Consider the following 14559-nt stretch of genomic DNA (forward strand, 5'->3'; position numbering starts at 1 on the left):
GAGTGTCATGTTGCGTTTCAAGATCCTGGCCTCGGTGGTTCCCCTGTTGGCGGCTGCGGTGTTCGCCCGCAACGAGATCGGATCGGTCTCGCATCCCTGCATCGCCCTCGGCGACACCTCGGTCGAGCTGACCTCCCTGTTCTGGACGGCCGGCGTCCGTGTCGCCTTCACCGACGATCTATCGCGGGCCACGGTGCGGGTCCAGATCACCGACGATGCGGATGCCGCCGACTTCGCGGTCGTCGACGACGGCGCAAGCGGCGAGCCGGGCGCCTGCCAGGGAAATCCATCAACCCGTCTCATTGCGATCGCCGCGCAACCGGTCGAGGGCGGTCCGGTGATCTATCTCTCCAGCGAAGGCCCGGCCGATTACCGCATCTATGTGCGCTCGAAGGCGTTCTCGCAGAAGGAAGCGGCAGCCCTGATCGTCGGCGCCCGCGGCGGGCACCCGCTGCCCCTCCAGGCCGCCTCGCTCTGAAGCGCCCTCGCGCTTCAGAGCGTTGTTGAGCATGATCTCCGCGCAAACGCGTTCCGCGTTTGTCGCGAGGGAAAACCGCTACACACTTTTCCGGATCATGCACTGAGACGTTAACGCCTCGTCAACCCTGTTTGGAGGCCGCCGCAAAGCCTCAAGCTGTTCGCAAGGTCGGCGAGACATCGTCGCAAGCGGCGGTGGCGGGTTTCGGACAAGAGTCGGGGTCGGTGGCAATGGGTCGGACGTTCCGGATCAAGGTGCGCATGCGCCGCTTCAGGCGGCAGCACCCCGAATCGCCTTCGCGATCCGCTCCTTCATGATCTTTTCGGCGACGTTCGGCGGCGCCTATGGCTTCGTCACCGGCAGCCGCGCGCCAAATTCCGGCTACGATCCCAACGCCTTTGCGATCGGCGCGAGCTTCCTGTTTGCGCTGGCCTGCCTTGGCCTTGCGACGCTCAGCATGCGGCTGCGCTTCGTCAACAAGCGGATGCGCAGGCTCGCCGCCCACAACGAGGCGCTGATCGATCGCAATTGGGAGCTGAAGGAAGCCGAAGAGCGCGCCCGCAGCCTGTTCGAATCTCAGGGCGATCTGATCGTGCTGCGCGACCATCAGGGCCGCATCACCTTCGCCAACGACGCCTATTGCGCGCTGGCCGGGCAGACCCGCCGCGCGCTGGTCGGCACCCGCTTCGACTTCGACGTGCTGGAGCAGGGCGACAGCGCGCGCGAGCAACGGCACGCGCATCCACGACCAGAGAATCTCCACTCCGCTCGGCCCGCGCTGGATCGCCTGGCGCGAAGGATTCGTGCGGCTCGATGCCGGCCAGCCTGCCGAACTGCAGAGTGTCGGCCGCGACGTGACCGACCGCACCGAGACCGAACGCGCGCTGTCGGATGCCCGCGACCAGGCCGACGCCGCCAACCGCGCCAAGTCGCGGTTCCTCGCGATGGCCTCGCACGAGATCCGCAATCCCCTGAACGGCATCATCGGCATGGGCGGGTTGCTGCTCGACACCACGTTGACCCCGGAGCAGACGACTTACGCCAGGGCGGTGAAAACTTCGGGCGAAGCGCTGATGGCGCTGATCGAGGAACTGCTCGACTATTCCAAGATCGAAGCCGGCAAGCTCGATCTCGACCAGCGTCCTTGCGCTCTCGACCTTGATCGAGGAGGTCACCGAGCTGCTGGCGCCGCGCGCGCAGGCGAAAACCTCGAGATCGCGGCCTATGTCGACGAGCGCCTTCCGATGGAAGTCGTCGGCGATGCCGCACGCCTGCGCCAGGTGCTGCTCAATCTCGCCGGCAACGCCATCAAGTTCACCGCGAGCGGCGGCGTGGCGCTGATCGTCGAACCCGGCATCTGGCCGAACGAGATCAGTTTCCTGGTCCGCGACACAGGCATTGGCATCGCGCCGGACGCACAGCAGCGCATCTTCCGCGAGTTCGAGCAGGCCGACAACCGCGTCGCCCGCACCTATGGCGGCACCGGGCTTGGCCTCGCCATCAGCGAGCGCATCGTCAAGCGCATGGGCGGCCGCATCACGTTGGAGAGCGCGCCGGCCCAAGGCTCCACCTTCGAGGTCGCAATCCCGCTCGCACCATCGCACGGCGAGGCCGGCCAAACGGCGTTTCCGTGTCCGGACCTCGCCGGCAGGTCGATCCTGCTGGTGGCCGACGGCATCGAGGCGTCGCTGATCGCGCGCCGGCTGGAGCGCTGGGGCGGCCAGACCTGCCTGGTCGCGGATGCGGCTGTAGCCGAGGCGCTGCTGCAGGAACGTTCATGGCATGCGGTGTTGATTGACCGTGCGCTCGGTCCGGCTGTTGCCGATCGCCTCGGCGAAGTCGCCCGCGCTCACGCGACGCAGCGGCTTATCCTCCTGACGCCGAGCTCGCGTCATGACAAGCTGTCGCCGGCCTTCACCGGCTTCCTGGTCAAGCCACTGCGCGCGGCCTCCTCGCCGCGCGCCTCTCGCTGGCGCCGGAAGTCCCCTCGCCCGATCTCGCGCCCGAGCCTGTCCAGCCGGCCGCGGTCAGAACGCCTGCCAATGGCCTGTCGATCCTCGTCGCCGAGGACAACGAGATCAACGCGCTCTTGATGCGGTCGCTCCTCAAAAACTCGGTCACCGCGTCGTCATCGCGGTCCATGGCGAGGCCGCGCTGGAATCCTGGCTTGCGGCCAGCTCTGCGGGCACACCCTATGATCTGGTTCTGATGGACATCCAGATGCCGCAGCTCGACGGCATCGAAGCAACCAAACGCATCCGCGCGCATGAGGCCGCCACCGGCGGCCACCGCACGCCGATCCTCGCGCTAACCGCGAACACACTGGTGGAAGATCGCTATGCCTGCTTCGAGGCGGGCATGAACGGGTTTTGATCAAGCCGCTCGATCGCGAGAAGCTGGACGAGGCGCTGGCCGGGCTGGCGGCGTCACGGCAGTTGGCGGTGTAGCCGCAATCGACGCTGCCGTAGGGTGGGCGAAGCGTAGCGTGCCCACCAATTGCATTCGAAGATCCCGATGGATGGTGGCACGGCGCTATGCGCCTTTGCCCACCCTACGAGACCTTTGCCTATAGCCTTCGCAGCGCCACGCTCTCCACGGCGTGATCTGCGCCCTTCTTCAGGATCAGCGTCGCACGCGGGCGGGTCGGCAAAATATTGTCCTCGAGATTGGCGAGGTTGGTGCGCTCCCAGATCGCGGTGGCGGTGGCGATGGCCTCCTCGTCCGACAGCAGCGCATAGCGGTTGAAGTAGGATTTTGGATTTGTGAACGCGGTGTCGCGCAGCGCCAGGAAGCGCTTGATGTACCAGCGCCGCAGCGCCGCCTCGTCGGCATCGATATAGACCGAGAAATCGAAGAAGTCGGAGACCACCGGCACCGCCTTGCCGTCGCGCGGCAGCTTGCCGGTCTGCAGCACGTTGACGCCCTCGACGATCAGGATGTCGGGCTGGTCGATCTCGGCCCATTCGTTCGGCACGATATCGTAGGTGAGATGCGAATAGACCGGCGAGCGCACATGACGGCGGCCCGCCTTGATGTCGGACAGGAAGTTGAGCAGCAGCGGCAGGTCGTAGCTCTCCGGAAAGCCCTTCTTCTGCAAAATGCCTTGCTGCTCGAGCAGGGCCTTCGGGTAGAGGAATCCGTCCGTCGTGATCAGCTCGACCTTCGGACGCGGCGACCAGCGCGCCAGCAGCGCCTGGAGCACGCGGGCCGTGGTGGACTTTCCGACTGCGACCGAGCCGGCCACGCCGATGATGTAGGGCACCTTGCGGTCGCGGATGTTGAGGAACTGGCGCTCCGCGTAGTACAGGCGCTGCATCGCATCGACATAGATCGAGAGCAGTCGCGACAGCGGCAGATAAATGTCCTCGACTTCCTTGAGATCGAGGCGGTCATGCAGCGAGCGCAGCCGGTCGAACTCGCCCGGCTCCAGCGTCATCGGCGTATCGTCGCGCAGCCGCGCCCATTCTTCGCGCGAATAGACGCGGTATGGATTATATTGCTGCTCGGGTGCGCGGATATCCATGACGCGACCTTCTCCGTAAAGAGCCCGGCTAGCCGCCGCTCTTGCGCGATGCTTTCTCTTCCAACCCGGACATGTTCGTGCGCTTGTCCAGCGCCGCTTCCACCTCTTCCAATCTTACGCCGCGCGCCTTGAGCAGTACAAGGAAGTGATAGAGCAGGTCGGCACCCTCGGCGATCAGATGATCGCGATCGTTTTCGACTGCTGCGATTACGGTTTCGACTGCTTCCTCACCGAACTTTTTGGCGCAATGTTCGGCACCCTTGTCGAGGAGCTTGCGGGTATAGGAGCCCTCGGCACCGGAGGCCGCGCGGGCATCGATGGTGACGGCGAGATCGTGAATCGTGAAACGCGGCATACTGAATACTCGAAACGCGCGTCTGGCCGGTTGGGCCAGTCCCCGCCGGTTGATGTAGCACTTTTATGAACGGAAGTCGTCAGGCATCCAGGCGCATGGGTAGTCCGCGCCGGGCCATGTGCTCCTTGGCTTCACGGATGGTGAATTCTCCGAAGTGGAAGATCGAGGCGGCCAGCACGGCGGTAGCGTGCCCGTCGCGGATACCGTCGACGAGGTGGTCGAGATTTCCGACGCCGCCGGAGGCGATCACGGGAACGGGAACGCTGTCCGCGATCGCCCGGGTCAGCGGAATGTCAAACCCCGCCGGGTGCCGTCGCGGTCCATCGAGGTGAGCAGAATTTCGCCAGCGCCGAGCGAGACCACCTCCTGGGCATATTCGATCGCGTCGATGCCGGTCGAGTTGCGGCCGCCATGGGTGAAGATCTCCCAGCGCTCGCCGCCGCCGGCGCGCTTGACCCGCTTGGCGTCGATCGCGACCACGACGCACTGCTCGCCGAATTTTTCGGCGGCTTCCTTGACGAACTCGCGCCGCGACACGGCGGCGCTGTTGATCGAGACTTTGTCGGCGCCCGCGCGCAGCAATGTCTTGATGTCGTTGACCTCACGGACACCGCCGCCGACGGTCACCGGCATGAAGCAGGCTTCCGCCGTGCGCCGGACCACGTCGAGCATGATGCCGCGGTTCTCATGGGTCGCGGTGATGTCGAGGAACGTCAACTCGTCGGCACCGGCGGCGTCATAGGCGATGGCGGCTTCGACGGGGTCGCCGGCATCGCGCAGATCGACGAAGTTGACGCCCTTGACGACGCGGCCGTCCTTGACGTCGAGGCAGGGGATCACGCGCACCTTGAACATATGTCAGCTCCCGGCCGCGTTGCGGATCAAGGTGAGGGCGGCGGCAGGATCGAGCCGGCCGTCATAGATTGCACGGCCGGCGATCGCGCCGGCGAGCTTTTGGCGTGCGGCGTCAGCATCGCCTTGACGTCCTCGATCGAGGCGAGGCCGCCGGAAGCAATCACGGGAATCGAGATGCTGTCTGCGAGCGCAATGGTCGCATCGAGGTTGAGGCCCTTGAGCAGGCCGTCGCGTGCGATGTCGGTGAAGATGATGGCGGCGACGCCGGCATCCTCGAAGCGCCGCGCGATCTCCAGCACCGTCACTTGCGAGGTCTCGGCCCAGCCTTCGACCGCGACCTTGCCGTCCCGCGCGTCCAGCCCGACCGCGACGCGGCCGGGGAAATTTTTCGAGGCGAGCTTCACCAGCTCCGGATCGCGCACCGCGGCCGTGCCGATGATGACGCGGGTGATGCCCTTCTCGAGCCACGCTTCGACGGTCCCGAGATCGCGGATACCGCCACCGAGTTGTACCGGGATCTTGATCGTCTTCAGCATCCCTTCCACCGCCTGCGCATTTACCGGCTTGCCGGCGAAGGCACCGTCGAGATCGACGACGTGGAGATACTCAAAGCCCTGCGTGACAAAACTCTCGGCCTGCGCGGCGGGATCGAGGTTGAACACGGTCGCGCGCGCCATGTCGCCTTGCTCGAGGCGCACGCACTGGCCGTTCTTGAGGTCGATGGCAGGAAAGAGAATCACGGCTTCCATCGCAAAAAGTTCGAGATCAGGGCCAGGCCAAAACGCTGACTCTTCTCGGGGTGAAACTGCGTACCGATGGCGGTGTCCTTGGCGACGATCGCCGTGACTGGCCCGCCATACTCGGCGCGTGCGAGCACGTCCGCCTCGTTCGCGGCGTTGAGGTGATAGGAGTGCACGAAATATGCGTGCTGGCCCTTGGGGCCGAGCGGCAGCTTGTTCAGCACCGGATGCTCCCTGAGCACATCGAGCGTGTTCCAGCCCATGTGCGGAATCTTCAGGCTTTCATCGCGCGGCGTGATCTTCTCGACGTCGCCGCCGATCCAGTTCAGCCCTTGCGTGATGACGTGCTCCTTGCCGCGGGTGGCGAACAGCTGCATGCCGACGCAGATGCCGAACATCGGCCGCGCCTTCACGCGCACGGCTTCCGTGATCGCCTCGACCATGCCGTTGACCGCGTCTAACCCGCGCCGGCAATCGGCAAAGGCGCCGACGCCCGGCAGCACCAGACGGTCGGCGCCATAGGCCTGGTCCGGATCGCTGGTCACGAAGACCTTCTGCGGATTCTCCATGCTGCGCGCAGCGCGCTCAAACGCCTTGGCGGCGGAATGCAGATTGCCGGAACCGTAATCGATGATGGCGACGCTCATCTTTGCCCTCCCGGTTCTGGAAACAATCCAATGATGCCGCCCGCCGGCATCGGCGGCGGGCTGGAAAATTGCTGACCCGGCAAATTGCGGGTCGGCGGCGGGCCGCCGCGATCAATGGCCCATTGATCGTTGACGATGCCGCGCTGCTTCTGGCTCCAGCGCTCGAAGAAGCGGCGCTCGGCGGTGTCCTCGTCGTCAGCGACGACGACGTCGAGCTGCCGCCACTTGCCGCGCGACAGCGTCCAGCGGCGCAGGCTGGAGGCCTCGAACCCCATCAGCAGCGCGACGATGATGTTGGCAAAGAAGATCGAGCCGCGGCTGACCCCGAGGCTGTGCAGCCCGGCATCGAACGCGGCGAGAAAGACGATCCAGCCGATCAGCGCCAGCCAAAGCCTGTTCCAGGCCAGCCAGAACGGCCCGAAGATCATCGCCCAGAAATGGAAGCCGTCGCGCACGAACACGAATTTGTCGGTCGCGCGCAGATCGGCCCCGCCTGGGGTGGGAGCATGAACTGTATAGACAGGCATTTTTGATGCCCCGTTCTCGAGAATTGAGCAGATGCCGCCGGCAGCGATTGGCCGACGAGACGGAGATGTCAGCCGCCGAGCGAGCCCTTGGTGGACGGGATCTCGCCCGCCGTCTTGGGATCGATCGCAACCGCGGTGCGCAGCGCCCGCGCCAGGCCCTTGAAGCAGGACTCGGCGATATGGTGGCTGTTATCGCCATATAGGGTCTCGACGTGGAGAGTCACGCCGGCGTTGATGGCGAAGGCCTGGAACCACTCGCGCACCAACTCGGTGTCGAATTCACCGATCTTGTCACGGGGGAAGTCGGCCTTGAACACCAGGAACGGCCGCCCCGAGATGTCGATGACCACGCGCGACAGCGTCTCGTCCATCGGCATGTGCACGCCGGAATAGCGGGTGATGCCCGCCATGTTGCCGAGCGCCTGCCTGACCGCCTGGCCGAGCGCGATGCCGGTGTCCTCGGTGGTATGGTGATGATCAATGTGCAGGTCGCCGACCGCCTTGACCGTGAGGTCGATGCGGGAATGGCGGGCGAGGAGATCGAGCATATGGTCGAAAAAGCCGATGCCAGTCGCGATATTGGCCACGCCGGTGCCATCGAGGTTCACGGTGACCTCGATGTCGGTTTCCTTGGTCTTGCGCTTGATCGTCGCGGTGCGCATTGAAAGCTGGCTTTCATCCTGGCTTGAGGGCCGAAAACGCCAGTCTCTTAACAGCCAAATGACGCCTTCGCTACTGCGGGAACGGCTGGCCGGCCTCTACTTCTGCCTATGGTGAGCGAATTTGAGGCCGGAACGGCCCGTTGTGCGCAGGTTGTCCCTTTGGCTCCGACCGCCTAAATCAGCCCGGACAACGAGGATCATTATGCAGGATTCCCAGAACAGCTCGCCGGTCTGGCACGGCACCACGATTTTGACGGTCCGCAAGGGCGGCAAGGTGGTGGTCGGCGGCGACGGCCAGGTCTCGATCGGCCAGACCGTGATCAAGTCCAACGCCAAAAAGGTCCGGAAACTCGGCAAGGGCGACGTCATCGGCGGCTTTGCCGGCGCCACCGCCGACGCCTTCACCCTGTTCGAGCGGCTGGAGAGCAAGCTCGAGCAATATCCGGGACAGCTGACCCGGGCCGCCGTGGAGCTCGCCAAGGATTGGCGCACCGACCGTTATCTGCGGCGGCTGGAGGCGATGATGATCGTGGCCGACAAGGATGTCTCGCTGGTCCTGACCGGGACCGGCGACGTGCTCGAGCCCGAGGCCGGGGTCATGGCGATCGGCTCCGGCGGCAATTATGCACTGGCCGCGGCCCGCGCCCTGATCGACACCGACAAGGACGCCGAGACCATCGTCCGCCGCTCGCTCGATATCGCAGCCGACATCTGCGTCTACACCAACCGCAACGTCACCATCGAAGCGCTGACGGCCGGCTGAGCGGATGGCATTGGCCCGCAGCGACAGCCCGACCCAACCCGCGTTGTCGCCACTCGCCTCGATCGGCATCGGGCTGCTGTTACTGGCGTTGCAGGCTTCGATGCTGTTGGCGATGGGACGGGTGCCGATCTGCACCTGCGGCTACGTCAAGCTCTGGCACGGCGTGGTGAACAGCTCGGAGAATTCCCAGCACATCGCCGACTGGTACAGCTTCTCGCACGTCCTGCACGGCTTCCTGTTCTATGGACTGACGTGGCTTTTGTTCTCGGGACGTCTCTCCTTGTTGCGGCTGTCCTGGCCCGCCCGGCTCCTCATCGCGATGCTGATCGAGGGCGCCTGGGAGATCGTCGAGAATTCGCCCGTCATTATCGAGCGCTACCGCGCCGGCACGATCTCGCTGGACTATTACGGCGACAGCATCGTCAACTCGGTCTCGGACACGCTGTTCATGGTGCTCGGGTTCCTCACCGCGCGCGTGCTGCCGATCCCCGCAACCGTCGTGCTCGGGCTCGCCTTCGAGATCATGCTGGCACTGCACATTCGCGACAATCTGACGCTCAACGTCCTGATGCTGATCCATCCGATCGAGGCCGTGAAGCAATGGCAATCCGGTCCGCCGATCATTTGACAGTCAAAACAGCGGCTTGCAAAAAAGCGGCTTGTCCCCGCCTGCTTCTAATCCTAGCTAAGGTCCCATGACAGACTTCTCTCCCCGCGAAATCGTTTCCGAACTCGACCGTTTCATCGTCGGCCAGGCCGACGCCAAGCGCGCCGTCTCGATCGCGCTGCGCAACCGCTGGCGGCGGCAGCAGCTCGAAGGCTCGTTGCGCGAGGAAGTGCTGCCGAAGAACATCCTGATGATCGGTCCGACCGGCGTCGGCAAGACCGAGATCGCGCGGCGGCTCGCCAAGCTCGCGAACGCGCCATTCCTGAAGGTGGAAGCCACAAAATTCACCGAGGTCGGCTATGTCGGCCGCGACGTCGAGCAGATCGTGCGTGATCTCGTCGAGGTCGCCATTTCTCAGGTGCGCGAACGCAAGCGCAAGGACGTGCAGGCACGCGCGCAGCTCGCCGCGGAGGAGCGCGTGCTCGATGCGCTGGTCGGCGCCAATGCCAGCGCGGCAACCCGCGAATCCTTCCGCAAGAAGCTGCGCGCCGGCGAGCTCAACGACAAGGAGATCGAGATCGAAACCCAGTCGTCCGGCAGCGGCATGCCGATGTTCGAGATCCCGGGCATGCCGGGCGCCCAGATGGGTGCGATCTCAATCGGCGACATCTTTGGCAAGCTCGGCGGCCGCAGCAAGACACGGCGGCTGACGGTCCAGAGCTCGCACGAGATCCTGGTCAACGAGGAATCCGACAAGCTGCTCGACACCGATCAGCTGACGCTGGAGGCGATCAGCGCGGTCGAAAACAACGGCATCGTGTTCCTGGATGAAATCGACAAGATCTGCGCCCGCGAGGGCCGCGTCGGCGGCGATGTCTCGCGCGAAGGCGTGCAGCGCGACCTGCTGCCGCTGATCGAGGGCACCACGGTCTCGACCAAGCACGGTGCGGTCAAGACCGACCACATTCTGTTCATTGCCTCCGGCGCCTTTCACGTCGCCAAGCCGTCCGACCTGTTGCCGGAACTGCAGGGCCGCCTGCCGATCCGCGTCGAGCTGCAGGCGCTGAGCCGCGACGACATGCGGCGCATCCTGACCGAGCCCGAGGCCTCGCTGATCAAGCAATATGTCGCGCTGATGCAGACCGAGGGTGTCACGCTCGACATCACCGACAGCGCCATCGACGCGCTCGCCGACGTCGCGGTTGCCGTCAATTCCACCGTCGAGAACATCGGCGCGCGCAGGCTCCAGACCGTGATGGAGCGGGTGCTGGACGAAATCTCTTTCACCGCCCCCGACCGCAGCGGCGAGACCGTCCGGGTCGATGCCGATTTCGTGCAGAAGCACGTCGGCGACCTCGCCAAGAACGCCGATCTGAGCCGGTTTATTTTGTAATTCCGTGCGGCCACGCTATTGATGCGGCGTGACCGCACGCATCCTGCAAAACCCCTGGCGCCTTCTGCTCGCGATCAACGCCGCCGTCATCGCCGGCGTGTTCGTTCACAAGATCCAGCTGCCGCCTTACGTCCCCTACGTCCACCTCCTCGTCGATTACCATTTCGGCTTCATCAAGCGCGCCTTGATCGGGGCAATTGTTGCGCTGTTCACGACCAGGGTGCCGGTCTGGCTGGTGTTCGCGCTCGGTGGCGCGACGTGGCTGGTGACGCTGGGGCTGTACGCAAAACTGTTTCAGAAGACGTTCGGCTTCACGGCGAGGACGCTGCCGCTGTTCGTCTTCATCGCGGGCTCGCCATTCTTCCTGAAGAACTTCATGCACACGCTCGGCCATTTCGACATCTATGGCTGCGCGCTGACGATCATCCTGCTGCTGATGCCGGCGGGCTCATTGCTGTTCGTGGCGACGGCCGCGCTGTTCTCGATCATTCTCGTCCTGATCCACCACATTCATCTGCTGATGTATGTGCCGACGATCATCACCATCGTCGTGACCAGGCACTATCTGGCCTATGGCTTCAATCGCAGCGACGTCGCATTCGGCATCGTGGCCCTCGCCCCGGTCTCCGCGCTGTTCTTCGCCGCGCAGTTCCTCGGAACAATGCCGATCCCCGAAGCGGATTTCGTCGCCTATCTGAAGACCCGGATGGTCGATCCCTCGCGCACCGATCTCCTGCAGTTCAGCTACATCTGGTATCAGCCGCTGGAGAAGGAGATTTCCGACACATGGGGACGCCTGCCGCACAACAGCCTCGGCATCCCCGTCTTCGCCCTGCTGATCTGGCTGCACGCGCCGCTGTGGCGCTATTTTGCGGATCTGATCGGCTCGCTCGCGCACGAGGCCCACCGACGGCTCGTCATCGCGGCCCTGATCGGCGTCAGCCTGGCCTATCTCGTGATGTTCGCGATGGTGTTCGACTATTCGCGCTGGATCTCGAACTGGGCGGTGTGCATGTTCCTGATCCTGCATGCGGTGAAGATGCTGCCGACCAAGAAGGAGACGCCGTTGATTCCGGCCGGGGACCAGAAGACCAACATCTTCGGCTTGATCATCACGCTGATCCCGCGCGTCGGGATCGTGCGGCCGTTCTAGAATCGCGCCCGCCTGATCCGCACATAGAGCGCGCCCTCGCCGCCGTGGCCGATGCCGGCTTCCTCAAACCCGACCACGAAAGCGCGGAATTCCGGCAGGCTCAACCATTCCGGCACCTGCCGACGCAGCACGCCGCTTTCGCCGCCGCTGCGGCCCTTGCCGGTGATGACCAGGACAAAAGTCAGGCCGTCGTAATGGGCGCGGTGCAGGAAACCCGATAGCGCGCGATGGGCGCGCAGCTGGGTCATGCCGTGCAGATCAAGCCGCGCCTCGATCTCGCTGCGGCCGCGCGCCAGTTTTGTCCGCTCGCGCTTGCCGAGCGGGGCGAGCGGCGGCATCGCCGGCTTTGACGGACGCGGGGCGGGCGCTTGCGCCAATGGACGCGGCGACAGCGCGGCCTTGGTGGCAACCGCTGTCGAGGAGGGGCTCAGCGCGCGGCGCAGCCTGCACCTTCGTCGCGCGATGCTTCCGGAGCGGCTTGACCTGCTTTGCGACGAGCTCCCACAACTCGCGATCTTCCTCGGTCAGCCCACGACGACGCGGCGAAGGACGCGGAGGATCCAGCACGGGCGGACGGGACGATCGCTTCATTGCTGGTGGGAACGACTTTTCATGTGCCTGCGCGGTTCGCGAACAGGTTCTATCACAGGACGCGGCGCCGGCAGCGGCACCGGGCCGGCAATTGCAACGGTCTCGCTCTTCGCCGGATCCTTGGCAGTATCCTTGGCAGTATCCTTGGGATTGGTCTGCGGAAACAGCTTTGCGATCTTCTCCGACGGACGCGGATCCGGCACCGGCAGCTTTGCGGCGCGCACGCCGGGGTCCAAGCTCTTCGGCACCAGCATCACGAAATGCATGGCGTGGCGCAGCCGGCCCGAGACGCGGCCGGCGTCAGCACCCGCGCCAAAATAGAGATCGGCACGCGCGGGGCCGATAATGGCCGAGCCGGTGTCCTGCGCGATCATCAGGCGATGGAACGGGGTTTTGGCGCGGTCGGACTCGATCGGCAGCTCGCCCTCGATGAAGAACGGCGTGCCGTAGACATGGAGGGATTTGTCGACGGCGATCGAACGGCCGGCGGTCAGCGGGATGCCTTGCGCACCGACGGCTTCGTCCTTGTCGGACAGATTGACCTCGTGGAAGAAGATGTAGGAGCGGTTCTGGCGCCGCAGCTCCTTGGCGCCGTCGGGGTTCTGCGCCATCCACTCCCTGATCTTCTGCATCGACATCTCTTCCCTTGGAATGATGCCGCGCTCGATCAGGATACGCCCCACGGCGGTGTAGGGATAGCCGTTGTAGGAATCGTAGTTGAGCCGGATGGTAGCGCCGTCGTCGAACTTGATCCGCGCCGAGCCCTGGATCTGGGCGAACAGCAAATCGGTCGGGTCCTTCAGCCAGGCGATCTCGAGCCCGCGGCCGGCAATCTTGCCGTCCTCGATCTCGCCGCGGTCGTAATAGGGCACGAGCTTGCGGCGGCCGATCTTGCGATAGACCGATCCCTTGTTGGGCAGGCTGACCGAGGCCTGATTGTAGCCGCGTACGAACAGGTTCGAGGGCCGGCGATACACCGGGACGTTGTAGACATCGGTCTGCGTGCGCGATCCCTCCAGCACCGGCTCGTAATAGCCGGTGACGAAACCGTCGGGCTCGCCGAGCCGCGAGATCCGCAGCGGCGAAAAATTGTTCTCAAAGAAAGTCTTTGCCTGGGCGTCGTCGGCCGGCTCGAGCGACTTGGCGGCCCGGCAGGGTTCGCTCAAGGAGCCGCCCAGTGCCTTCTGTTCACCAGCACCGGTCTGCGCGTTGATCGAGCGGCAGCTGGCGCGAAAGGTCTTGTAAGCCGCGAGATGATCGTCATCGCTCCAGCCCTTCACGTCGGCCCAGGCCAGCGGCAGGTATTGTGCGCCGGGAATTTCGAACGGGAGCGGGAGCTGCGGGTAGGGCAAGGCGCGCGGCGGGATCGCCGCGATTTCGGGAAGGTGATGGTAATGGCTGCGGGAGTGGCGCCGCGCAGCCTCGGCGCCAAGCGAAAACGAAGCTAGCACGACGACACCTGCGCAAAGCGCCGTCGCGCTGTTCTTCAGATAGATCTTAATTCGCGCTTCCGGTGCCAACCAGCTTCCAGTTCGGATCGCGAGAGGTGGTATCGCGGGCGAAAGTCCAGATGTCGGTAATGTCGGCGACCTTGTCGGCGTTGCCGTCGACGATGTTGCCGGCCTTGTCGCGGGTGACCGAGATCATCTGCGACACGAAGCGGACGGTTAGCTGTGCCGTGCGGTCGCGCAGCTCGGCACCGACCAGCTCGGCCTTGTCGATCGAGACGAAGCGCGTCTCCGTCTTCTGCTCGTTCTTCTCGCGGTCCTTGATCGCGGCGTCGAAGCTTTCATAGACCTCGGACGACAAGAGGTCGCGCAGCGCGCGGCGATCGCCATTGGCAAAGGCCAGCACGATCATCTCATAGGCGCCGCGGGCGCCCGAGATGAAGTGGCGCGGATCGAAGGTGGAATCTCTCTCGACGATCGCGTCGAGGCCCTCGGCAAGCGCAGTGCCGGGCTCGGTCAGGTCCTTCCAGCGGTCGGAGGGCGGTGTCGGCTCGGCCGTCGGCGCCAGCGGCGCCTGGTCGATCACCTTGCCCGGCATGGTCACGACGTTCTTGTCGGGGGCACCACCCAGCGCATTGCGAGCCGCGCGGTCGAACGGCGGCCGCTCGTTGCCGGTCCGCTGCCCCAGCACGCTGCGCAGCCGCAGGAAAATAAAGACCGCCAGCGCCAGGAAAATGATGGTGTAGATGTCCACGTGGTATTCGCTTTCTGGTCTTCTCGAGAAGGGGCCGTCGCCGGGAAAATCGATCCGGCCAGT

General features: G+C 64.7%; 12 protein-coding genes and 4 pseudogenes. 6 read left to right on the plus strand and 10 right to left on the minus strand.

All coding sequences use genetic code 11. The features are described 5' to 3' along the window. Positions 1-7: 7 nt before the first annotated feature. Both ACTGJ9_RS05635 and ACTGJ9_RS05640 read left to right on the plus strand, forming a co-directional pair. Positions 8-478, plus strand: a complete 471-nt coding sequence (locus tag ACTGJ9_RS05635) for a hypothetical protein (protein ID WP_456676263.1) — start codon at positions 8-10, stop codon at positions 476-478. Positions 479-708: 230 nt separating this feature from the next. Next, positions 709-2925: pseudogene (locus ACTGJ9_RS05640) on the plus strand (PAS domain-containing hybrid sensor histidine kinase/response regulator). A 119-nt stretch (positions 2926-3044) separates the two neighbouring features. Here ACTGJ9_RS05640 and coaA read toward each other — a convergent pair. From coaA to hisB, 7 genes and pseudogenes are all read right to left on the minus strand, one after another. Beyond that, positions 3045-4001, minus strand: a complete 957-nt coding sequence (gene coaA, locus ACTGJ9_RS05645; RefSeq protein WP_456676264.1) for a type I pantothenate kinase — start codon at positions 3999-4001, stop codon at positions 3045-3047. Between the two features lie 28 nt (positions 4002-4029). Continuing rightward, positions 4030-4356, minus strand: coding sequence for a phosphoribosyl-ATP diphosphatase (locus ACTGJ9_RS05650; RefSeq protein WP_456676265.1), 327 nt, complete (start codon positions 4354-4356; stop codon positions 4030-4032). A gap of 79 nt (positions 4357-4435) precedes the next feature. Next, positions 4436-5211, minus strand: a pseudogene (gene hisF / locus ACTGJ9_RS05655) (imidazole glycerol phosphate synthase subunit HisF). Positions 5212-5214: 3 nt separating this feature from the next. Further along, positions 5215-5951 (minus strand): annotated as a pseudogene (hisA, locus tag ACTGJ9_RS05660) (1-(5-phosphoribosyl)-5-[(5-phosphoribosylamino)methylideneamino]imidazole-4-carboxamide isomerase). Beyond that, the gene (hisH, locus tag ACTGJ9_RS05665) at positions 5948-6598 is read right to left on the minus strand and encodes an imidazole glycerol phosphate synthase subunit HisH (RefSeq protein WP_456676266.1); all 651 of its coding nucleotides are present in this window, start codon (positions 6596-6598) and stop codon (positions 5948-5950) included. Before hisH ends, hisA begins: the two are co-directional and overlap by 4 nt. Further along, entirely contained in the window at positions 6595-7125 is a 531-nt protein-coding gene (locus ACTGJ9_RS05670; RefSeq protein WP_456676267.1) for a DUF2628 domain-containing protein, read from the minus strand. The genes hisH and ACTGJ9_RS05670 overlap by 4 nt, the downstream gene beginning before the upstream one ends. Positions 7126-7193: 68 nt before the next feature. Further along, positions 7194-7787 carry an imidazoleglycerol-phosphate dehydratase HisB gene (hisB, locus tag ACTGJ9_RS05675; protein WP_456676268.1) on the minus strand — a complete coding sequence of 198 codons (594 nt, stop codon included), beginning with the start codon at positions 7785-7787 and terminating at the stop codon, positions 7194-7196. Between the two features lie 202 nt (positions 7788-7989). On the opposite strand from hisB, the gene hslV reads away from it, so the two are divergent. The 4 genes from hslV to ACTGJ9_RS05695 all read left to right on the plus strand — a co-directional run bounded on the left by hslV (position 7990) and on the right by ACTGJ9_RS05695 (position 11703). After that, a complete protein-coding gene (gene hslV / locus ACTGJ9_RS05680) occupies positions 7990-8550 on the plus strand; it encodes an ATP-dependent protease subunit HslV (protein WP_027534993.1) in 561 nt (186 codons plus the stop codon). 4 nt (positions 8551-8554) lie between these two features. Continuing rightward, entirely contained in the window at positions 8555-9178 is a 624-nt protein-coding gene (locus ACTGJ9_RS05685) for a DUF2585 domain-containing protein (protein WP_456676269.1), read from the plus strand. A 67-nt stretch (positions 9179-9245) separates the two neighbouring features. After that, positions 9246-10550 carry an ATP-dependent protease ATPase subunit HslU gene (hslU, locus tag ACTGJ9_RS05690; RefSeq protein ID WP_456676270.1) on the plus strand — a complete coding sequence of 435 codons (1305 nt, stop codon included), beginning with the start codon at positions 9246-9248 and terminating at the stop codon, positions 10548-10550. Positions 10551-10578: 28 nt separating this feature from the next. After that, positions 10579-11703 (plus strand): hypothetical protein, encoded by a 1125-nt coding sequence (locus tag ACTGJ9_RS05695; RefSeq protein ID WP_456676271.1) that lies wholly within the window; start codon positions 10579-10581, stop codon positions 11701-11703. Here ACTGJ9_RS05695 and ACTGJ9_RS05700 read toward each other — a convergent pair. From ACTGJ9_RS05700 to ACTGJ9_RS05710, 3 genes and pseudogenes are all read right to left on the minus strand, one after another. Then, positions 11700-12294, minus strand: a pseudogene (locus ACTGJ9_RS05700) (Smr/MutS family protein). The gene ACTGJ9_RS05695 and the pseudogene ACTGJ9_RS05700 sit on opposite strands and share 4 nt — an antisense overlap. Continuing rightward, entirely contained in the window at positions 12291-13814 is a 1524-nt protein-coding gene (gene mltA / locus ACTGJ9_RS05705) for a murein transglycosylase A (protein WP_456676272.1), read from the minus strand. The pseudogene ACTGJ9_RS05700 and the gene mltA overlap by 4 nt, the downstream one beginning before the upstream one ends. Next, a complete protein-coding gene (locus tag ACTGJ9_RS05710; RefSeq protein WP_456676273.1) occupies positions 13792-14496 on the minus strand; it encodes a Tim44/TimA family putative adaptor protein in 705 nt (234 codons plus the stop codon). Before ACTGJ9_RS05710 ends, mltA begins: the two co-directional genes overlap by 23 nt. Positions 14497-14559: the final 63 nt, after the last annotated feature.

The sequence above is a fragment of the Bradyrhizobium sp. RDM12 genome, from assembly GCF_051917485.1.
Taxonomy (GTDB): Bacteria; Pseudomonadota; Alphaproteobacteria; order Rhizobiales; family Xanthobacteraceae; genus Bradyrhizobium.